Here is a 20,960-nt window from a genome sequence, read left to right as displayed (position 1 = left end):
ACGAACCTGAACGAATACAAAAAAACCAGCTCCTAACGTAATGTTGGGAGCTGGTTTTTTAATGATTCCTGTAATTTAGCATGGCTTGGTTTCGGTATTTCTATCGTTCTGTGGGTTTGCGTCTATATCAACAATAGTATCAAAAATTATTTTTAAACCATGCTGCCGCTGCGTGTACTTCCGATGCGGTCAGCTGATGCCCATTATTTTCCCAGTGCAGCTCGACGGTTGCACCTGCGCCGGACAGCAGGCTACCCAGCTCTTCACTTTCAGCACGTGGGACGATCGGATCGTTGGTGCCGGATGCCATAAAGACAGGTGTACCCGTCAGATCAGGCAAATCGATGCTACGCAGTGGCACCATCGCATGATGCAAAATCGCTCCGCGCAGAGATTTTTTATCGTGGAACAACAAGCTGGCTGCGATATTCGCGCCATTCGAGTATCCCACCGCTACGATATTACGACGGTCAAATTGATATTCGGTTGCCGCAGCATCCAGAAATGCGTTCAGCTCATGTGTACGTGCAATCAGATCCGGCTCATCAAATACACCTTCAGCCAGACGGCGGAAAAAGCGGGGCATCCCATTTTCCGATACATTGCCGCGTACACCAAGTACCGAAGCAGAGGGTGCGATCAGCTCAGCGAGCGGTAATAGATCGCGCTCATTGCCCCCTGTGCCATGCAGTAGCAGCAATACTGGTTGATTCGGATCGGTTCCTTGCTTGAATATATGCTTCATTGTAGTTGTCATTGTGATTGCCTCCTTCATATTGATTACATCATTGCGGGATGTGAATCCAATCATGTAGCCTGTACTCGGTGGATATGATCATTATCGCCGATCAGGATAGCGAGCGAACCTCGATCGGCAGTAGATTATTTTCAATCAATTCACGCTGTGGCTCATACCATGCTGGCAGCATAAGCTTACTACCCAGTGCATCTGCCGCTTCATCATTGGCAAACCCCGGTGGATCGGTTGCAATCTCAAACAAAATGCCACCATCTTCACGGAAATAGACAGCGTTAAAATATTGTCGATCAATGACCGGTGTTGGCTGGAAGCCTGCATCTGCCACCTGCGTGCGCCACTGCTCATGCTGCTCAAAGTCTCTCGCACGCCATGCGATATGGTGAACAGTACCTGCGCCGCCGATGCCTCGTGGCAATTCACGCGAGTTGACATCGATAATATTCCCGATATCTCCTGTGGCACGGAAGCGTACATAGCCATCCTCTTCCGCGATGCGCTCCAGACCGAGTACATGCTCCACAGTATGCAGTGTGCGCTCCGGTCTTGCACTGAACAGTACACCACCGCCAAAGCCTTTGATCGCCTGAGCTTCTGTAATATCCTCCCATTGCCAGCTACTTGCTGCACCTTCAGCACGCTCTGCCAGTTCAATCCGAAGTCCATCATAATCTGCAAAGCGAAGCAGTTGTTCGCCAAAACGACTAACCTTTTCCACATGAACGTCTAATCGATTCAATCGTTCTTCCCAAAATGGAAGCGAGCCTGTGGGCACGGCAAATACCGTAATGCCAAGCTGTCCGCTACCTACAGCGCCGCGACGTGCTCCTGGCTGTGGAAAGAAGGTAACAATCGTTCCCGGTGCGCCCTGCTCATTCCCAAAATAAAGATGATACACATCTGGTGCGTCAAAATTAATCGTTTTCTTCACCATTCGTAAACCTAGAATACCCGCATAAAAGTCTACATTGCGCTGCGGATCGGTAACAAAAGACGTGATATGGTGAATACCTGCTGTACGAAGTTGCATCATTTCCAGCTCCTTTTCGGAATTAATGGTTTATAGTTAGGAGATCGCTAACACTTGAACTGTAAGATATTTTGCTTTGCAAAAATCACTTTTTATTGAACCCCGTGTTAGGAGATCGCTAAAACTTGAACTGTAAGATATTTTGCTTTGCAAAAATCACTTTTTTATTTGAACTCGTGTTAGGAGATCGCTAACACTTGAGCAGTAAGATATTTTGCTTTGCAAAAATCACTTTTTATTTGAACTCGTGTTAGGAGATCGCTAACACTTGAACTGTAAGATATTTTGCTTTGCAAAAATCACTTTTTATTTGAACTCGTGTTAGGAGATCGCTAACACTTGGAACACCTGATTTTAAATATCTTTAATTATAGATATTTGTTAGTTCTTATTATATCGAATTTAATTGTAAAAGAAAGTCTTTATAGCAAATCTCTCGTGAAATCACAACTAACTAACTTTTAGTAAGTTTATTGGGATGATATTGTTATCTTTCCGTCTACTTTACACTTTAACAGCATGCTAAAAAAGCCAGTCATCAGCTTTACTGATTCCACTGGCTTCCTTGTCGCAAGCATTAATGGTTCTGGTTCTGGTTCTGGTTCTGGTTCTGGTTCTGGTTCTGGTTCTGGTTCTGGTTCTGGTTCTGGTTCTGGTTCTGAACGTTCAAGCCTCCAGCTCAATCCGTATGCTTATACAGCTCTGGACGACGATCGGCGAAGACTGGAATCCGTCCACGCACATCCTCGGATAGCTCCAGATCAATCGTCGCGCTTATGATACCTTCCTCTTCTCCACCTTCGGCGATCACTTCACCCCAAGGATCGATAATCATCGAATGTCCGAAAAATTCGCTTTTCTCATCCCGTCCGACACGGTTGCAGGCAATCACATACATCTGATTTTCAATCGCGCGTGCGGTGAGCAATGTGCGCCAGTGATGCAGACGTGGATTCGGCCATTCTGCTGGTACGAACCATACTTTTGCTCCTGCTAATGCAAGCGTACGCGCCAGTTCCGGGAAACGAATATCATAACAGATCGACGCGGCTACGGTCACATCGCCAAGTGGAAACAATGCGGTCTGCTCGCCGGGCTGCATGAATTTCTCCTCGTCCATCAGCTTGAACAGATGAATTTTGTCATAACGGGTTAGCTGACTGCCATCTGGGGCATACGCATATAATGTATTATAAAATCCGCTACTACGCTGCTCGGAGATCGAGCCACCTACAATCGTAATTCCATAATGAGCTGCCGTTTCACTTAACCAGTCGCAGATGGGACCGTTTTCCGGTTCGGCAATACCGTCCAGCCGATCAAGCGCATAGCCCGTATTCCACATTTCCGGCAATACGATCACATCCGGCTTCGGCTCTACTTTCATCGCCTCCGCGATCCATTCGCCAGCACGTTGCTGATTATACTGAGGATCAGCAAGTCTTATATCCATTTGCAGCAGACTAATATGATATTGCTGTGAAGCCATCGTTCATCGCTCCTTGCTTATAATAAAATAAATGAATGATCCAGCACTATTATAGATTTTCTATCATCATAGATGATATAGCACATAGTAAACACATAATAACGCCTTTTAAATTAGATAACCGCTCGCTCGATTCGCAATCTGCTCCTATAGATAGGCGTGCAGATCGATATGCATAGTGAACATTATATTTTGATTATCATATCCCTCGTACGTGTGAAAAAGCAATACTTCTGTCTCCTCGCCTATGTATAACTCCAACTTTTCCAATAACATATCTATGCCAATCGGAAAAACCGTGATAAATTAGGATAACTATGTAGATGCATCAAAAGTCAACCATTCAAAATTGAATCAACCGGAGTGATGAATACGATGTCTAATGTAAATGAAGCTGGCGTGTCTGCCTTTCCGATCCGTCCTGCTGCGATCATGAATGAGCTACCAGAGCAATTTTTCGCTAAGCTGGTGCAGGATGTGAATCGGCACGTTGCCGCAGGTCATGACGTGATTAATCTCGGTCAGGGTAATCCTGATCAGCCTACTCCATCACATATTGTCGAGGAACTACGTGAGGCAGCAGGCAATCCCCAATATCATAAATATTCTCCGTTTAGCGGGTATGCCTTTTTGAAAGAAGCGATTGTACAGCGTTATCGGGAAGACTATGATGTGGAGCTTGATCCGGAGACAGAGGTCGCTATTTTATTTGGCGGCAAAACCGGACTGATCGAGATCAGCCAGATTATGCTACAGCAGGGTGATGTATGTCTTGTGCCTGATCCCGGTTATCCAGATTACTGGTCTGGCGTAGCGCTGGCAGGTGCGGAGATGAGCTTTATGCCACTCACCGAGCAGAATGCTTATTTACCAGACTATAGTGCCATCGCACCGGATGTGCTGGAACGCGCGAAGCTGATGTTCCTTAATTATCCTAACAATCCGACCTCTGCTACGGCCCCGTTGTCGTTTTACGAGGATACAGTCGCCTTTGCAAAAGAGCATGAAATCGTGGTCGCGAGCGACTTTGCCTATGGTGCGATTGGATTTGATGGGCAAAAGCCAGTTAGCTTCTTACAAACTCCGGGTGCAAAAGAAGTTGGCGTTGAATTCTATACCCTATCCAAAACGTACAATATGGCGGGCTGGCGTGTTGCCTTTGCACTAGGCAATCGTGAGATTATCCGTCTCATTAATCTGATGCAGGATCATGTGTATGTGAGCCTGTTTGGTGGCATTCAAGCCGCCGCAGCACGTGCCCTCACTGACGATCAGCAGTGCGTAAAGGATCTGGTAGCACGCTATGAATCGCGTCGGAACGCCTTTTTCGAAGAATTGCAGAAGATCGGCTGGTCTGCACAGGCTCCGAAAGGCTCCTTCTTCTGCTGGTTGCCTGTGCCGGAAGGAATGACATCGCGTGAATTTGCGACAATTTTGCTGGAGCAAGCACATGTCGCAGTGGCACCAGGTATCGGCTTCGGCGAAGGTGGCGAAGGCTATGTGCGAATTGGTCTGCTCACCTCGGAGGAGCGCTTGCGCGAAGCAGTACAACGGATTGGTAAGCTGAATTTGTTTGCCTGAGCGATTGGTGTTGTGCATTCATATTGCCGAATGCCATCCTATGAGCGTAGACATCCCTTGATTCAGATCAGTATTCGTGATGAAGTATGATTGGTAGCCTGTATGATTTTTTGAAATAAAGGGGCTATTCATCGACTGTCCTCATTAAATTTCTATTGAACGCTGGCGCGGTACTTGGCAAAAGTCCAAGTCCGTGCTATCCTAATCAGCAACAACAATTAATGCAATGACGGGAATAGTAAGCAAATCAAGCGGCGTGTATAGAGAGTGAATTCCGGAGGCTGAAAGGATTCACCGCCAGCTCCTGCCGAACCTGCCCCCGAGCTTCCGGCGCCAAACGTCGGACGGTCTTCCCACCGTTATCCGGGCACGAAGCCGGACAGCTCTGGGCTGTCAATAAAGGTGGTACCGCGGAAGTTCAGACTTTCGTCCTTTGTATTCAATACGAATACGTGGACGGAGGTCTTTTTTGTTGTTATGCCAAAGGAGTGAACAATCATGGAACATCAGCGTATTGTCGTGAAAATCGGCAGCAGCTCGCTGACAGGCCCACAGGGCGGATTAAATCGTGAGGCCGTTGCTTTTTTCGCCTCAGAAATCGCTGCTTTGCAGCAGCATGGACATTCGGTGCTACTCGTCACCTCAGGTGCGGTGGCTGCCGGATTCCGCGAGATCGGATATGCAACAAGACCGAAGCTATTACATGAAAAGCAGGCAGCTGCCTCAGTCGGACAAGCACTGCTTATGCGAGATTACCAGCAGGCATTTGCTACGCACGGTCTGGTCAGCGCGCAAATCCTGCTCACACGCGGTGACTTTACACATCGTAAACGTGCTGCGAATGCGAGTATGACGATTGAAGAGCTACTCAAGCAAGGCGTCATCCCGGTCATTAATGAAAATGATACCGTCTCCGTCGATGAGCTCAAATTCGGCGATAACGATACATTATCTGCACTCGTAGCGAATTTAGCACGTGCGTCGCATGTACTGATTTTGACCGATGTGGATGGATTGTACAGTGCCAACCCGAACAAAGACCCCAATGCTGTTCGCTATGATCGAATCGATGAGATTACGGATGAGATTTATGCAGTTGCAGGCGGTGCTGGCTCAGCGGTAGGCACAGGTGGGATGCGCTCCAAGGTGGATGCTGCCAAAATCGCCACCCGCGGTGGTATTCCAGTATTCGTTGGACGTGTGACCGAAGCAGGTGATCTGCTGGCAGCTGCAAATGGTACCGGTAAAGGCTCTTACTTTGCTACGCATAGCGCTTCGCTACCGATGAAAAAGCAGTGGCTCGGCTTTCTCAGTGTTCCGCTCGGTACACTCGTCGTCGATGAAGGCGCTGAGCAGGCATTGATCGATAATGGACGTAGCCTGCTCCCTGTTGGCATTCGTCAAATTGAAGGACAATTCCATGCAGGTGATGTGGTTGAGGTGCAGAATCTAGAGCGCGAGACGCTTGGACGTGGCATTGTGAATTATGATCACGATCAATTGCAGCAGATTGCTGGACTGCCAAGCAGTCGTATCGCCACGACGCTCGGACTGGATTATATTCAGCATCTGGAAGCAATCCATCGCGATGAATGGATTACATTATAGAAGATAATCGCTATCCTACAGGGTCATGGAGCTAGACAAGATTATCATTTCGCCTCAGGGCGTCAGGAGGTATACACAATGAGTGAAGTTGTACAAAAAGCAACGCTGGCGAGCAAGGCAGCATCTCCACTTGCCAGCATCACAACGGAAGACAAAAACAAAGCACTATTAATGATGGCGGATGCATTGATCGAGCAAGCCGATGCGATCATCACCGCCAATAGTGAGGATATTGAGCGAGGACGTGCCGATGGCACATCTGAATCACTGTTAGATCGTCTGCGTCTGGACACCAAGCGTGTTGGCGATATTGCAGAAGGATTGCGCCAGATTGTCGAATTAAACGATCCAATCGGTGAAGTGTTGGAAATCATCGAGCGTCCCAATGGACTGCATATCGAGAAAATTCGTGTACCGATCGGTGTCATTGGCATGATCTACGAAGCACGTCCTAATGTTACAGTCGATGCAGCAGGGCTTGCGCTAAAAACAGGCAATGCTATCGTACTGCGCGGTGGTTCAGCCGCATTATCCTCCAATCGTAAAATCGTGGAGGTGCTTCATTCCGCACTGGAGCAATCCGCGATTCCGGCGGACGCATTACAGCTCATTGAAGATTCCGATCGTGCTTCTGTGAATGAACTGATGCGTCTAAATGGACTGATCGATGTGATTATTCCACGCGGCGGTAGCTCCCTCATTCAAAATGTCGTACAAAACTCTACCGTACCTGTAATTGAGACAGGCGCAGGCATTTGCCATACATTTGTCGATACTTCTGCGCTTACTTCAATGGTCGATGAGATTGCCATTAATGCCAAGGTTCAGCGCCCCTCCGTCTGCAACTCAATGGAAACGCTGCTCGTTCATGCGGATTACGATACTGCTGCATTTGTGCAGCTGGCAGAGCAATTACGTGAGCAATACAAAGTCGAAATTCGCGGATGCTCGGCTACATTGGAGCGTCTGCCATGGGCAAAGCTGGCAACCGAGCAGGACTATGCGACCGAGTACAATGATTATATTTTAAATGTCAAAATCGTAGGCTCACTGGATGAAGCGTTACAGCATATTGCCACCTATAGCACCAAACATTCAGAATGCATCGTAACCGAAAATGAAGCCCATGCTGCACGCTTCATGCAGGAGGTTGATGCGGCAGCAGTCTACCATAACGCCTCCACTCGCTTCACCGATGGCTTCGAATTCGGCTTCGGCGCCGAGATCGGCATCAGCACCCAAAAGCTACATGCTCGTGGCCCAATGGGATTGCCAGCCCTCACTTCAACCAAATATAAAATTTATGGTAACGGCCAGATTCGCGGCTAATCCACATGTCTCTGTAACTCGAAGCCTGGCTCCTATAGCCGGGCTTCACACACATACACATGTACATCACTAAGGCTGTCCTCAGGAAAGCTCTCTTTATATAGAAAGGAAAGATAAATATGGGTCATTCTTCAACGCAACATGCATTAATCGAACAATCGATCTGCTTCTACGGAGCAGGTTCGATGGCAGAAGCCATTTTACGTGGGCTGGTTAACCGCTCAGTCGTCATTCCCGGTCAGGTCACGATGCTCAATCGCAACAATCAAGATCGCTTGCAATATCTGATTCAACGCTACGGCGTAACCGTCGTTAGCAATGAGACGGATCGTGATCAGGCATTACAGCAGGCAGGTATTATTGTGCTTGCGATGAAGCCGATCGATGCAGCGGCTGCGCTACGACAGCTCAGTCCACTACTCAAGCCAGATCAGCTGCTTGTATCCGTTATTGCAGGTCTGGAAATTAACACAATACAAAACCTGCTCGACAAAAAGCAACCGATCGCTCGTACGATGCCCAACACATCCAGCACGATTGGACTTGGTGCAACAGGTATCGTTTATTCGGAGGAAGTATCGGCGGAGCAGCGAGTAACCGTACGTCGCCTGTTTGAAGCGGTAGGTACCGTAACCGAAATTGCTGAAAATCAAATGGAAACATTAACCGGTATTTCCGGCAGTGGCCCTGCTTATATATACTATATGATGGAAGCAATGATCGCAGCCGGTGTTCAGGGTGGTCTCACACATGAGCAAGCACGCGAGCTAACGATCCAAACCGCGATCGGTGCCGCACATATGGTACAGCAAACCGGAGAAGATCCTGCTGAGCTACGCGCTAAAGTCACCTCACCGAATGGCGCAACCGCAGCTGCAATCAAAGTATTCGATGATCATCAGATGAAGCAAACGATTATTCGTGGTATTGAACGCTGTGCTGAACGCTCCCAGGAAATGGGGGCAGCATTAAAGGAGGAACTATCATGAGCTATTGCATCGCAACGTACCGCTGTTACGACGAACAGGCGGATTTTCACAAAAAGGCAACCTCGATTGCGGTTGGCATGACGGTAGGTAGCTGGACTGAGCTGCCTGCTGCCAAGCAAGCCTCCATGAAAAAGCATCTTGGCGAAGTGATCGCCGTGGATGAAGCACGCTCCGCAACAGGTGAACGCTATGCTGATATTCGCATCGCTTATCCAGATGTGAACTTTAGCAGTGATATCCCTGCGCTGCTCGTGACGGTATTCGGTAAAATTTCCATGGATGGACGCATTAAGCTGATCGATCTGGAATTGTCCGAGCGTTTCCTGAGCCATTTCCAGGGTCCAAAGTTTGGCGTACAGGGTGTACGTGAATTACTCGGTGTACCGAAGCGTCCACTGCTGATGAGCATTTTCAAATCGGTGATCGGTCATGATCTGGATGAACTGACCCGTCAATTCAGTGCACAGGCACTGGGTGGTGTCGATCTGATCAAGGATGATGAGATTCTATTTGAAAATGAACTGACGCCCATCGAAAAGCGTGTGGAAGCCTGCCGTAAAGCGGCCGAAGCGGCTCAAGCCGAAACTGGCAAAAAAGTGCTGTACGCCGCCAATCTGACGGGCTCTACCTTCCGCTTACGTGAGCAGGCGAAAAAAGCGATTGATGCAGGTGCAAATGCACTACTGTTCAATGTGCTCTCCTATGGCTATGATGTGCTAGCGGAGCTAAGTGCTGATCCAGAGATTTCGATTCCAATTATGGCACATCCTGCGCTTGCAGGTGCTTATTATCCATCGCCCTATTACGGCATCTCCGCCTCTGTACTTCTAGGACAGCTAATGCGCCTTGCTGGCGCCGATCTAGTGCTATTCCCTTCTCCATACGGCTCGGTCACGATGCCGCGTGAAGAGAATATGGCGATTCAGCAACAGCTCATTACAGGCAGACTGCCGTATAAGCATAGCTTCCCGGTTCCATCTGCTGGTATTCATCCAGGGCTGGTGCCACTGATTTTGAAGGATTTTGGTACAGAGGTTATTATCAATGCAGGCGGCGGCATTCATGGTCATCCTGGCGGCGCAAGCGCAGGTGGACGAGCATTCCAGCAAGCGATTGATGCTGCACTGGCGGGCATCTCCCTTGCTGATTATGCCGTACAGGGTCATACCGAGCTATCGCAGGCGCTGGAGATGTGGGGTGGCGAGCGATGAGTACGAGACAGCCTGTGATCTTCTGTGATTTTGATGGAACGATTACGAATTCAGACAATATCGTCGCGATTATGAAGCACTTTGCTCCAGCTGGCTATGAAACGATATTAAATGAAGTCTTTCATCAGCAGCGTTCGATTCGGGATGGAGTCACTGCGATGTTTGGCTTAATGCCCTCCTCGCAAAAGCAGGATATTATCGATTTTGTGATGCAGCATGCTGGTATACGTGCAGGCTTTGCTGAATTTCTCGCCTTCGTGCGTGAGCAACAGATTCCCTATTATGTGACCAGTGGCGGGATCGACTTCTTTTTGAAGCCGTTGCTGGAGCCATTTGGCATACCGGATGATCATATTTTCTGCAATAGCGCTGATTTTTCTGGCGAATATATCGAGATTCTATGGCCTCATCCGTGTGATGAACACTGTAGCAATGATTGTGGCATGTGCAAAACGACCGTGATGCGCGAATTTCCACCGGAGCAGTATGAGCGTATTCTAATCGGCGATAGTGTAACCGACTTTGAAGGAGCAAAAATCGCTGATCTGGTCTATTCACGCTCTACCTTAACCGAGAAATGCCGGGAGCTGGGCGTGCCTCATGTTCCGTTTGAGACGTTCCACGATATTATTGCAGACTTCCGACAAAGAACAGGAGCGATCCATTCATGAGTTTTGTTACTATCCCTCTGGAGCAAAAGCAAGCCGTACTACAAGAGCTAAGCGGTATTAAAGAGCAGTTTGCCGCTCGCCACTGGTTTCCAGGCACCAGTGGTAATCTATCGCTGCGGATCGGTGATTATACGCCGGATAACTTCTACTTTGCGATCACCGCGAGTGGTAAAGACAAATCGGTAAGCACTCCCTCTGATTTTCTATTCGTTGATCAAGAGGGTCGTGCATGTGAAACGACTGAACTACGTCCCAGCGCAGAGACTCTTATTCACTGTGAAATTTATCGCAAAACAGGCTGTGGCGCTGTATTCCATGTGCATACCGTGTTTAATAATCTGGTGAGCGAGTACTTCGGTGAGCAGGGTCAGGTTCCAATTCAAGGACTGGAGCTGATCAAAGCGTTTAATATCTGGGAGGAAAATGCTGCGATTACGGTGCCTGTATTGCCGAATTACGCGGATATCCCGCGGATTGCAGAATTAGTACCCGATGCTCTTAATCCGACTGTACCGGGCATTCTGCTGCGTGGACATGGCATCTATGCATGGGGTCAAAATGCATTTGAAGCAAAGCGCCATCTGGAAGCCTTTGAATTCATTTTTGAATACATCTATCGTGATCTGCTGCTGCGTAAATGATGCTGTTCAAGGGATCGAACTTAACCTAATCGAAAATAGTCATGAGTAGGTTACAACTTATCAATCGCTGTATAAAAATGGAATATTTCAATTCATATTTCATTAATAAACGAACTTTAATTAATATTATAATTTTATTGTTCGTTATTTCAGCAATGAAAACGCACAAAAAAGCTGACATTTCATTTAATGTCAGCTTTTTTTGTATAAAAATCGATTTTTATTATTGCCCTTTATCACAAATACCCGTATACTGAATTCAATCGTATAAAGCAAGCACGCAATCACATTACGTCATCTCTACATATACTGTCCTTGTTGCCTATGTTGCACAAAGAAAAGTAAAGACAACGCACGAAACCCATTGTGGCAGCAATGGATTTCGATAGTACGCGTTATGCTATTTATCTGTTCTTGGCCGATCAGATCAATTACTTCTTATTTTTGTGGAACAGTCAGTTGGAAACCAGCAGGCAGCAGGTTGTTGGCAGCAACCAGCTCGTCTACAGTTACGCCATATTGAGCAGCAAGATCAGTCAGGCTGGCACCTTGTGGAACGACAACAGTGATTTCTTTTTTAGCTTGTGTTTGTTCAGTAGCAGTTGTCTCTTTAGGGGCAGCTGCTTCTTCTTTTGTTGTTTCTTCAGTAGCAGGTGTACCGAACATTGCTTGGAATTGAGCTTCTTGAGCTGCCAGGAATGCTGCGTTGTCAGCAATACGATCTGCTTTGTCTTGACGTTTGTCATGGTTAGACTTTTCGATTGGAGCAGCACTTGCGCTGAATGGAGCGGATACAGCTACAGCACCGAAGCCTGCAACTAGAGCAGTAGAAAGCAATACTTTTTGAATTTTGTTGTTCATGAGTGGAATCTCTCCTTAGATTATGTTTGTTTATAATAAATGATTCACTGCACTGTCGATCAATGACAATGCGATTTAAGTAAAAAGCTGACTTTGCGCAGATGACGTATTCACGGATGTAATGGTTCTTCGTCTAATGATGTGTAATGTATAAATATGAGACGAGCGCAGCTTTTTTTAATCAGCCGGTACTTGTTTTAATGAGGGCAAAAGCTACTTTACTCCTATTTCAAATAAATTGCAAGCCTAACGAAATTCATTTTAGCGTCATTTAGACGTTTTGATAGCGGTGTCATTATGTACATATCAAATTTGGATAACGCTTACATTTTACATACACTTCATCCTATTCTGAAATAAAGTGCATAATTTTTCACTTTTCGTTTACATTTCACAAGCTGGTCAAACATCGTTCACATTTTGATTGTATACGTCGTTTGTGTCAGGTATGTTAACAAGCAAGCAAGAATTTTGTTTCTTTTCGATTGCCTTGATTATTATGTCATTTGGACAGTATTCGTATTTCTAACATTCCATTTTGCTCAAATGATCTAGCAACCAATTGCGTAGTATAGCTATATAATTGCTATCTAACTCAATTTGATTTTAACTTCGGGTACACATTCCGGAAATAGATCATTGTTGTTTCTGTTCATTTATTTTGTTAAATGTATGTATAATTCTTATATTTAAAGTAAAAGCGCTCGAAAGCTAACATGAAAAGTGATCTAAATCACGTTTTTGAAATTTTTAATCAAAATCAGTATGGATTATAGGATTAATATTTCATTGTTTTCAATTCATCCCACAATGCATAATATAACTTTATAATGAATAATCATTCACTCTTTAAAAATTTCCATTTTATTATGCAATAAGGGTTTTATTACTAAAAATATCCTTCAAAAATTTTTTTTATTTTTTTAAAAATCTATCTTGAAATCATTATTTTTAGATCATTTGGTTGCTTTATTCTGGTTCGATGTGTCTACTCTGCACTCGATCCAACAATATGCTGGGTAGTTATTTTTGGTATGAAGTTAGAATTACTTTTGAAAAAGTAACGGTTTTGCGCGTATGACCTTCTTCGTATACATTTGACTGTGTTTCGCTAATAATCGTTAGTTTGCTTTTTCTACAAATCATATGTCTATATTTCCCTCCTGCCTTCACATCGTTTACTACGAATTGGCATCGCTTCTTCAATCCTCTTCTAGCTCTTCTTCTAATTCTTCTTTCATCTTCGTCTTAGCTCACTCCTCTTCGCTGTATAAGACTTATAGCTTACAATCTATTACGTATAATCTATTACGTATAATCTATTATGTATGATTAATTAACTATTCTTTACCTTATTCTCAATAACCTGCACAAAAAAGCCCTGAGATCACCTATACAGCGCCTCAGAGCTTATATTCATATTCAAAGTTACTTATGTCTTATGTCATCTATGAAGTTCATCATGCCCTATTTACCGCGTTATTAAGCTCAAGGGTTTAGAGCACTTAGAGCACTTAGAGCACTTAGAGCACTTAGAGCACTTAGAGCACTTAGAAAGTTTAGAGCCTTGAGTAAGTGTCTATTCTCACTATCAGGCTAATCGTACCCATACCTACATCGTTATACTTAATAAGCAAATAGACTATGACGAAGCAGAAACCGAAGCACGTTATTCAATAGCGAATCCAATACAGCCTACTCATCCCATTATTCAATCCATAACTTCACTCATCATAAGTCATGCATTCATTTCGGTTGCCTAGCTAGACTTGTAGCCAAGCACCCCATCAATCCTGGCCTTAACGCTGGCGAAACTTTTGCGTATACGCTCGTGCATCATCTGCCGTACGAATACGATTACGGTTCCATTCCAGCAGAATACGATCGATATACCGGAAATGTAGCTTACCGGCAAATACAGACTCTTTTAGCGCCATCAGAATCAATTCCTCAGGATAACGATCCTGATCGATCCAGCTAGAGATCGTTTCGCATTCCATTGGTGATAATGGACGTGCAAATTCTTTTTCGAAAATGATAAACAGATTACGCTGCTGATCCTCTTCTTTGGCTGCCTGTGTTTTGGCTGCTTCTTCAGCTTTGCGCACAACTCTGGTGCGCTCCTGTTGCTCTGAAGCCAGCACCGTACCGAGCTTCACATACAGACCATTCAGATCGTAGCGTTCGTAGCGCACACCGGTCAGTGGGTCCTGCTCATCCTCAATTGCAATAAAACCAGCCTTCATCAGCTTTTGAATGCGAGCGGCAATAATCGACGGTGCCGCACCTGTACGCCATTCCAGCTCTTCCAGCGTCGGGAATTCATTATGCTCCACCTGACGAAACGCAATCAGCTGCAATAGCAGCATCGCTTCTGCATCGTCCAGATCGAGCGCTTGATAATACTTGAGCAATGCATGCGGAATATTCGCCGTTTGCATCCCCATGGCATAGGCAGCGCCCTGTGCCCATGATTGCCATTGTTCTCCACCCATATTCATCAACCTTTCCATGCTTCTCCGCAGAGAAACGATACCACCTGTTCATTCAGCACCATCTATACACCACTAATGAGCAAAAATTACAGGGCACGATGAACGAGCCATCTGTGCCCTGTAGCTTGAACGCTCCCACCAGGAAGCGATACTCATCAGAAGGATGCCTGTATCTAAAGTGAAACACATTCACTTTGTGTACATCTCTGATTACTTGTGCTGTTATACAACTCGTGCTTCTATATTACCACGCTTATTTATCGATTCAACCCTCTTTTATCTATATCCGCTATTTTAAAATAATAGCCTATGGATACAAACGATACAGCATACGAGGGAATGCAATCGTTTCACGTACATGATCCAGACCACAGATCCATGCTACAGTACGCTCCAGACCAAGACCGAAGCCGGAGTGTGGAACCGTACCATACGTACGCAGATCCATGTACCATTGATAAGCTTCACCCAGGTTATGCTCTTTGAAGCGCTCTGCCATCAGTTCTGGATCGTCGATACGCTGCGAACCACCGATGATCTCGCCATAGCCTTCTGGTGCGATCATATCGGCACACAGCACCACTTCTGGACGATTTGGATCAGGCTTCATGTAGAATGCCTTGATGTCCTTCGGATAGTGCGTAATAAATACCGGCTTGTCGTACGCTTCAGCAATCGCTGTTTCATGTGGTGCGCCAAAGTCATCGCCCCATGGAATGTCAAAGCCTTTGCCCTTCAGGAACTCAATCGCTTCATCATACGTGATGCGCGGGAAGGAACCTTGAATGTTTTCCAGCTTTGTCACATCGCGTTCGAGCGTTTCCAGCTCTGCACGGCAGTTTTTCAGTACAGATTGAACAACATGGGATACGAATTGCTCCTGTACTTCCAGACTTTCCTCATGGTTCACGAACGCCATTTCCGGCTCGATCATCCAGAACTCGATCAGGTGACGACGAGTTTTGGATTTCTCTGCGCGGAAGGTTGGACCGAAGGAATATACTTTACCCAGTGCCATCGCTGCGGCTTCCATGTATAGCTGACCACTTTGCGTCAGATAAGCATCCTCGTCAAAATATTTAATATGGAACAGCTCTGTAGTATCCTCTGCCGCAGAAGGCGTCAGAATTGGTGGATCTACCTTGGTAAAGCCATTCGTGTTGAAAAACTCCTGTACTGCACGGATGATCTCAGCACGGACAACCATCACGGCACGCTGCTTTGGCGAGCGCAACCACAGGTGACGGTGATCCATCAGGAAATCAACACCGTGTTCTTTTGGAGTAATTGGATATTCGGATGTAACGTGAATGACTTCAATACCCGTTACCGTCATCTCGTAACCGGATTTACTGCGTGGCTCCTCACGAATCACGCCAGTTACATATAGGGAGCTTTCCTGAGTCAGACTTTTTGCATCATCCCAGACGCTTTCAGGTACTTCGCTTTTTACAACAACGCCCTGGATATAGCCTGTTCCATCGCGCAATTGCAAAAATTGAATTTTACCGCTGGAGCGTTTGTTGTTGATCCAGGCTCCAATCGTTACGGATTCGCCAACATGTTCATTGACTTTTTTAATAACGGTTTTAGTGGACATTCCTATATTCTCCCCTTGTCTATGCGTTGCTGCCGTTCTTACTTGTTGATGAGCTTGTAGGTGTCACGAGCGATCACCAATTCTTCGTTGGTAGGAACGACGAGCACTTCAACTTTGGAATTTGGTGTGGAAATGCGACGTGCATCGCCGGAACGGATTTTGTTCAGCTCCTCATCAATCTCCACGCCGAGATAGCTCAGGTTTTCGCATACTGCTTTACGAACGATAGCGGAGTTTTCACCCACGCCTGCTGTAAATACAAGCACGTCTACACCGTTCATCGCTGCTGCGTAGGAGCCGATGTATTTACGCAAACGATATTCGTACATTTCGAATGCCAGTGTTGCATGGGAATCGCCTTTTTCCAGACCATCGGTAATTTCACGCATATCGCTGCTAATACCGGAGATTGCGAGCAGACCACTATGCTTGTTCAGCATGGAGTTCACTTCACTTACAGTCAGCTCTTCCTTGTTCATTACGTAAGGCACGATCGCTGGATCAAGATCACCACTACGTGTACCCATCATCAGACCTTCCAGTGGTGTCATACCCATCGATGTATCGACAGATACCCCGCCCTGAATCGCAGTCAGACTGCCGCCATTACCGATATGCGCTGTAATGATCTTCAGGTCTTCGATTGGCTTGCCGAGGAATTCAGCAGCAGCCTGGCTCACATAATAATGAGACGTGCCGTGGAAGCCGTAACGACGTACTTTGTACTTGTTATACAGTACGCGTGGAATAGCATACAGATAAGAACGCTCTGGCATCGTCTGGTGGAACGCTGTATCAAATACAACAACCTGCGGTACGCCTGGCATATTGATCTCAGATGCAGTAATACCCATGATAGCAGCTGGATTGTGCAGTGGTGCCAGATCGATCAGCGCACGGATATCCTTTTTCGCTTGCTCATCCACAATAGCGGATTCTTTAAAGAACTCGCCGCCGTGTACGACGCGGTGACCAACAGCATTGATCTCGCTAACGCTGGATACAACGCCATGTACGCTATCTGTCAGCTTGTCGATAACTTTACGAATCGCTGTGTTGTGCTCCAGAATTTCGCTAACCTCGGTGACTTCATCCTTACCTGTTGGCTTGTGTGTCAAAATGGAAGAATCCATTCCGATCCGTTCGACCAGGCCTTTTGCCAGTACGGATTCGTCGGTCATATCATAGAGCTGATACTTCAGCGAGGAACTACCTGAGTTAATTACGAGAACTTTCATATCCGGTCACCATCCTTGTCATACTTGAAGAAGCCTTCGCCCGTTTTTACGCCGAGACTGCCTGCACGAACCATCTTTTTCAAAATGATAGCAGGGCGGTATTTCAGCTCGCCATATTCACGGAACATACGCTCAAGCGCTGCATTTACCGAGTCCAGACCGAAACGGTCTGCCATTTCCAGTGGTCCATATTGGAACTGGTAGCCGACACGCATCGCGTCGTCGATATCCTCTGCGGAAGCTACGCCTTCTTCAAGCACATGCAGTGCCTCATTGATCAGCAGGCAGATGATGCGGCTTGTTACGAAGCCTGGGGATTCGTAGACAGTAATCCCTCTTTTTTCAACCGTTTCTTCTACGAATTGCTTCGTTTGCTCAAACGTGTCGTCTGATGTACGCAGACCGCGAATGATCTCTACCAGATCGATTTTGGATACCGGATAAATGAAGTGCAAGCCGATCACACGCTCAGGGTACTTGGTTGAGCTAGCCAGCTCCGTCAAGCTGAGTGTGGATGTGTTACTTGCCAGAATAACTTTACTGGAGCACACTTGATCCAACTGCGCGAATACTTCTTTTTTCGCTTCGGAATCTTCACTGATCGTCTCGATCACGAGTTCACAGGAGCCGAGTTCAGCAAAATGAGTAACCTTCTGGATTTTACCGAGAATGAGCTTTTTCTCTGCTTGAGTCAGTGCCCATTTTTCCATTTGCTTGTCCAGACTGGTTTCGATCATATCCCAAGCATTATCTAGCTTCTCAGGCGTTTTCTCTACGAGCAATACCTCAATGCCTTTTTTGGCGAGCATCTCTGCGATACCTTGACCCATCGTACCGCCGCCGATCACGCCGACTCTTTTGAAATTCATGCTTTCTACTCCACCCTTCCAATGTTCTGGTATGGCATGCACGTGACTTGCTACAGCCGTATACCATGCTGCCCTTACATCTTCATTAATTCTTCTCAAGCTGTATTAAAGCAAAACCGGCTCGAACAAACGTCATTTTGCAATGAAGGCACGAGCACCGGATGCGCGAAAACAACGAATGAATAATGCCGGGCTTCTATATAATCTCCAACATCTAATAATACCGTAGCACAACCAAAAAGTAAAAAAAAAGTACCGGCTTTGTGAATTAAGCCGGTACATTTGAACTTTTCTTGAACTGTTCGCGGAATTGCTCACCAGACAACACTTCTTCACGTAATAAAATATCCAGTGAATAGTCAAAAATGGAGCGACGTTCCTCCAGCAACTTGCGTGTACGCTCGCCCAGCTCCTCCAAAATCGCATTGCTTTCTTTCATTAGCAATTCCTTTGGAACCATATTTACCGTAACGATACCCAGTCCAGTCAAGCCAGCTTCGACCATATTTTGCACGATGTTCAATGCCTGATCAAAGTCACCGCGTGAGCCGGTACTGCGACCCTCATAATACATTTCCTCTGCTACCGAGCCTGCCAGTGCAATCATAAGCTGCTGCTCTAAAAATGGCTTTGTATACAGGTATTGCTCCTGCTGCGGATTATGACGTACATAACCGAGCGCCTGACCACGCGGACTGAGTGCCACCTGCCCTACACTACCAGGGCGTACCACCTCTGCCATAATCGCATGTCCCAGCTCGTGAATCGCCACGCGCTTTTTCTCTTCGGCGCTAGATTCGCGGTCGGTCTTCTCACCCATCATGACTTTATCGATCGCCATCGACATATGACGCTGTGAGATCGTTTCTTCATTTTGACGCATCGCATAGATCGCTGCTTCGTTCATCACACTCTCCAGCTGTGCACCGGAGAAGCCGTATGCTTCCTCAGCCAGCTTGTCGAGATTCGCATCCCCGGCAATCGGCTTGTTCGCTGCATGTAGCTCCAGAATATGCTTACGACCCTTTTTGTCTGGCAGATCAACCTGAATATGACGGTCAAAGCGACCTGGACGCAGGAGCGCGCTATCAAGCATTTCTTTACGGTTGGTTGCCGCCATAATCAGAATACGCGGCGCTTCATTGCTATAAATACCATCCATCTCGGTAAGCAGCTGGTTAAGCGTCTGATCGTACTCACGCTGCTGTCCGCCTTCACGCTTACCACCGATTACATCAATTTCATCGATAAAGATAATGGCGCTTTGTTTATTTTCCCGAGCGGCACGGGTACGCGCATCCTTGAACAAATCACGGATACGACCTGCACCGACACCGACATACATCTCGACAAATTCACTACCCGATGCACTAACAAATACCGAATTCGTATAATGTGCAGCAGCCTTCGCCATGAGCGTTTTCCCTGTTCCCGGAGGGCCGGTCAGCAAAATACCTTTTAGTGGGCGAATACCGAATTTATTAATTTCATCATGACGAACAAGAAAGTCCAGCGCTTCACGTAGCTCACGCTTCGCGTTTTCCTGACCGCCAATTTGTTCAAAGGTTAGCTTGGTTGGCCCGTTCTTTTTACGATTGCGCTCCTGACTTGCACCAACGGCAAGCCCACCACGCATTTGCATAAATAACAGCAACCCACCGACGATCGCACCAATCAATACGAGCGGTACGATATTATATCCGATAAAAGCTAGAAAAATCAGGAGCACAGGGACGAATCCGACAGCAATCTCTTTGGTCCATTTTGGCATTAGGCATTCCCTCCTGTAGCTTGAGCACTCAGCGGCAAAATAAGAAATTTGCTCGCTTTTCCATTACTAATTGACACGTAGACGTTGCGGTCATCCATCTGTGCTTTGGCAGTTATACCACTGTTTTTGCCAGCAATTTGCTGCATCGTTTTCGGGATGTCCGTATATTGGCGATTCGCCATGGCCTGGGAAACAGGAAACATCGCATTTTCCCAGATGTTATTTAATTGTTGATCAGAATGATCTTGGACTTCTAATTTTACTTTACGAGCACCTACAATCGGCATGCTCTGCTTGTTGAATTGCTCCATAATCGAACCCAAATCTGCATTTGATTTTAAATCGAGTTTCAAATCAACCTCTTTTTGGTTAATGGATATCTGAGCAGAATTGACACCAGGGTACGAAGTCACCATATTCATCAGCGGCTTATACAAGGTAAGCTGACGATAAGCGAAAAATCCCCCAAACAATACTGCAACCGACACTAAGGCAGTAATGATAACAGGCAAAGCCCGGAGCTTCATAAACGTCCTCCTTCAAATTTATGCATTCAACATGATGTGTGAGTAAAAGGCCATACATTTATTTCGGCTGGCAAGAACCTTTCGATAAGCAAAAAGCGACAGGTTTTTTTGTGTTTTTCAAATTTTTTTATTACCATTTACAAGTAATTCTAGTATAACACAGGATATTTACGGATTCTAAGGCAACTCTATGAACGTTGAGCATTTTGATCATTCTGTATACATAGCATCCGATTCCTTCTTCATTGTAGTACGCATAATGAAGAGAATCGGATTTTTTGTCGTTTTATGAA

17 protein-coding genes and 1 other annotated feature are annotated in these 20,960 nt (G+C 46.2%); of the genes, 7 read left to right on the top strand and 10 right to left on the bottom strand.

All coding sequences use genetic code 11. The features are described from left to right. Positions 1–139 precede the first annotated feature (139 nt). From SK066_RS09655 to SK066_RS09645, 3 genes are all read right to left on the bottom strand, one after another. Positions 140–745, bottom strand: coding sequence for an alpha/beta hydrolase (locus SK066_RS09655; RefSeq protein WP_320544841.1), 606 nt, complete (start codon positions 743–745; stop codon positions 140–142). 103 nt (positions 746–848) lie between these two features. Then, the gene (locus tag SK066_RS09650; RefSeq protein ID WP_320544840.1) at positions 849–1,787 is read right to left on the bottom strand and encodes a ring-cleaving dioxygenase; all 939 of its coding nucleotides are present in this window, start codon (positions 1,785–1,787) and stop codon (positions 849–851) included. A 679-nt stretch (positions 1,788–2,466) separates the two neighbouring features. Continuing rightward, positions 2,467–3,276: a carbon-nitrogen family hydrolase gene (locus tag SK066_RS09645; RefSeq protein WP_320544490.1), complete on the bottom strand. Its 810-nt coding sequence runs from the start codon at positions 3,274–3,276 to the stop codon at positions 2,467–2,469. Between the two features lie 375 nt (positions 3,277–3,651). Here SK066_RS09645 and SK066_RS09640 point away from each other — a divergent pair, with 375 nt between their 5' ends. The 7 genes from SK066_RS09640 to mtnB all read left to right on the top strand — a co-directional run bounded on the left by SK066_RS09640 (position 3,652) and on the right by mtnB (position 11,306). Continuing rightward, on the top strand, positions 3,652–4,857 hold the full coding sequence (locus SK066_RS09640; protein ID WP_320544489.1) for a pyridoxal phosphate-dependent aminotransferase: 1,206 nt from the start codon (positions 3,652–3,654) through the stop codon (positions 4,855–4,857). 217 nt (positions 4,858–5,074) lie between these two features. Further along, positions 5,075–5,294, top strand: a binding site (T-box leader). A gap of 61 nt (positions 5,295–5,355) precedes the next feature. Further along, positions 5,356–6,465, top strand: coding sequence for a glutamate 5-kinase (gene proB, locus SK066_RS09635; protein ID WP_188775474.1), 1,110 nt, complete (start codon positions 5,356–5,358; stop codon positions 6,463–6,465). 78 nt (positions 6,466–6,543) lie between these two features. Continuing rightward, the gene (locus tag SK066_RS09630; protein ID WP_320544488.1) at positions 6,544–7,794 is read left to right on the top strand and encodes a glutamate-5-semialdehyde dehydrogenase; all 1,251 of its coding nucleotides are present in this window, start codon (positions 6,544–6,546) and stop codon (positions 7,792–7,794) included. 119 nt (positions 7,795–7,913) lie between these two features. Beyond that, positions 7,914–8,783 carry a pyrroline-5-carboxylate reductase gene (gene proC / locus SK066_RS09625; RefSeq protein WP_320544487.1) on the top strand — a complete coding sequence of 290 codons (870 nt, stop codon included), beginning with the start codon at positions 7,914–7,916 and terminating at the stop codon, positions 8,781–8,783. After that, positions 8,780–9,994 (top strand): 2,3-diketo-5-methylthiopentyl-1-phosphate enolase, encoded by a 1,215-nt coding sequence (locus SK066_RS09620; protein ID WP_320544486.1) that lies wholly within the window; start codon positions 8,780–8,782, stop codon positions 9,992–9,994. Before proC ends, SK066_RS09620 begins: the two co-directional genes overlap by 4 nt. Next, on the top strand, positions 9,991–10,665 hold the full coding sequence (locus SK066_RS09615; protein WP_188775470.1) for a 2-hydroxy-3-keto-5-methylthiopentenyl-1-phosphate phosphatase: 675 nt from the start codon (positions 9,991–9,993) through the stop codon (positions 10,663–10,665). The genes SK066_RS09620 and SK066_RS09615 overlap by 4 nt, the downstream gene beginning before the upstream one ends. Then, on the top strand, positions 10,662–11,306 hold the full coding sequence (gene mtnB, locus SK066_RS09610) for a methylthioribulose 1-phosphate dehydratase (RefSeq protein WP_320544485.1): 645 nt from the start codon (positions 10,662–10,664) through the stop codon (positions 11,304–11,306). The genes SK066_RS09615 and mtnB overlap by 4 nt, the downstream gene beginning before the upstream one ends. A 438-nt stretch (positions 11,307–11,744) precedes the next feature. On the opposite strand, the gene SK066_RS09605 is transcribed toward mtnB, so the two are convergent. From SK066_RS09605 to SK066_RS09575, 7 genes are all read right to left on the bottom strand, one after another. Continuing rightward, positions 11,745–12,167, bottom strand: a complete 423-nt coding sequence (locus tag SK066_RS09605; RefSeq protein WP_320544484.1) for a LysM peptidoglycan-binding domain-containing protein — start codon at positions 12,165–12,167, stop codon at positions 11,745–11,747. A gap of 1,799 nt (positions 12,168–13,966) precedes the next feature. Beyond that, the gene (locus SK066_RS09600) at positions 13,967–14,662 is read right to left on the bottom strand and encodes a DnaD domain-containing protein (RefSeq protein ID WP_320544839.1); all 696 of its coding nucleotides are present in this window, start codon (positions 14,660–14,662) and stop codon (positions 13,967–13,969) included. 307 nt (positions 14,663–14,969) lie between these two features. After that, entirely contained in the window at positions 14,970–16,262 is a 1,293-nt protein-coding gene (gene asnS / locus SK066_RS09595; RefSeq protein WP_188775467.1) for an asparagine--tRNA ligase, read from the bottom strand. Positions 16,263–16,300: 38 nt separating this feature from the next. Then, a complete protein-coding gene (locus SK066_RS09590) occupies positions 16,301–17,500 on the bottom strand; it encodes an acetate/propionate family kinase (protein ID WP_320544483.1) in 1,200 nt (399 codons plus the stop codon). Beyond that, complete coding sequence (locus SK066_RS09585; RefSeq protein WP_188775465.1) at positions 17,497–18,369, bottom strand: 3-hydroxyacyl-CoA dehydrogenase family protein; 873 nt, start codon at positions 18,367–18,369, stop codon at positions 17,497–17,499. The genes SK066_RS09590 and SK066_RS09585 overlap by 4 nt, the downstream gene beginning before the upstream one ends. 268 nt (positions 18,370–18,637) lie before the next feature. Continuing rightward, positions 18,638–20,140, bottom strand: coding sequence for an AAA family ATPase (locus SK066_RS09580; RefSeq protein ID WP_320544482.1), 1,503 nt, complete (start codon positions 20,138–20,140; stop codon positions 18,638–18,640). Further along, positions 20,140–20,667, bottom strand: coding sequence for a hypothetical protein (locus tag SK066_RS09575; RefSeq protein WP_320544481.1), 528 nt, complete (start codon positions 20,665–20,667; stop codon positions 20,140–20,142). Before SK066_RS09575 ends, SK066_RS09580 begins: the two co-directional genes overlap by 1 nt. Between the last annotated feature and the right edge of the window lie 293 nt (positions 20,668–20,960).

The sequence above is a fragment of the Paenibacillus hunanensis genome, from assembly GCF_034055775.1.
Taxonomy (GTDB): domain Bacteria; phylum Bacillota; class Bacilli; order Paenibacillales; family Paenibacillaceae; genus Saccharibacillus; species Saccharibacillus hunanensis.
The sequence above is the reverse complement of the archived record's forward strand: the minus strand, read 5'-3'. Positions and strand labels throughout refer to the sequence as shown.

Excerpts from the sequence above, each read along its gene's own strand:
- SK066_RS09655 (WP_320544841.1), bottom strand. The coding sequence starts at position 745 with ATGAAGCATATATTCAAGCAAGGAACCGATCCGAATCAACCAGTATTG.
- SK066_RS09650 (WP_320544840.1), bottom strand. The coding sequence starts at position 1,787 with ATGCAACTTCGTACAGCAGGTATTCACCATATCACGTCTTTTGTTACC.
- SK066_RS09645 (WP_320544490.1), bottom strand. The coding sequence starts at position 3,276 with ATGGCTTCACAGCAATATCATATTAGTCTGCTGCAAATGGATATAAGA.
- SK066_RS09640 (WP_320544489.1), top strand. The coding sequence starts at position 3,652 with ATGTCTAATGTAAATGAAGCTGGCGTGTCTGCCTTTCCGATCCGTCCT.
- proB (WP_188775474.1), top strand. The coding sequence starts at position 5,356 with ATGGAACATCAGCGTATTGTCGTGAAAATCGGCAGCAGCTCGCTGACA.
- SK066_RS09630 (WP_320544488.1), top strand. The coding sequence starts at position 6,544 with ATGAGTGAAGTTGTACAAAAAGCAACGCTGGCGAGCAAGGCAGCATCT.
- proC (WP_320544487.1), top strand. The coding sequence starts at position 7,914 with ATGGGTCATTCTTCAACGCAACATGCATTAATCGAACAATCGATCTGC.
- SK066_RS09620 (WP_320544486.1), top strand. The coding sequence starts at position 8,780 with ATGAGCTATTGCATCGCAACGTACCGCTGTTACGACGAACAGGCGGAT.
- SK066_RS09615 (WP_188775470.1), top strand. The coding sequence starts at position 9,991 with ATGAGTACGAGACAGCCTGTGATCTTCTGTGATTTTGATGGAACGATT.
- mtnB (WP_320544485.1), top strand. The coding sequence starts at position 10,662 with ATGAGTTTTGTTACTATCCCTCTGGAGCAAAAGCAAGCCGTACTACAA.
- SK066_RS09605 (WP_320544484.1), bottom strand. The coding sequence starts at position 12,167 with ATGAACAACAAAATTCAAAAAGTATTGCTTTCTACTGCTCTAGTTGCA.
- SK066_RS09600 (WP_320544839.1), bottom strand. The coding sequence starts at position 14,662 with ATGGGTGGAGAACAATGGCAATCATGGGCACAGGGCGCTGCCTATGCC.
- asnS (WP_188775467.1), bottom strand. The coding sequence starts at position 16,262 with ATGTCCACTAAAACCGTTATTAAAAAAGTCAATGAACATGTTGGCGAA.
- SK066_RS09590 (WP_320544483.1), bottom strand. The coding sequence starts at position 17,500 with ATGAAAGTTCTCGTAATTAACTCAGGTAGTTCCTCGCTGAAGTATCAG.
- SK066_RS09585 (WP_188775465.1), bottom strand. The coding sequence starts at position 18,369 with ATGAATTTCAAAAGAGTCGGCGTGATCGGCGGCGGTACGATGGGTCAA.
- SK066_RS09580 (WP_320544482.1), bottom strand. The coding sequence starts at position 20,140 with ATGCCAAAATGGACCAAAGAGATTGCTGTCGGATTCGTCCCTGTGCTC.
- SK066_RS09575 (WP_320544481.1), bottom strand. The coding sequence starts at position 20,667 with ATGAAGCTCCGGGCTTTGCCTGTTATCATTACTGCCTTAGTGTCGGTT.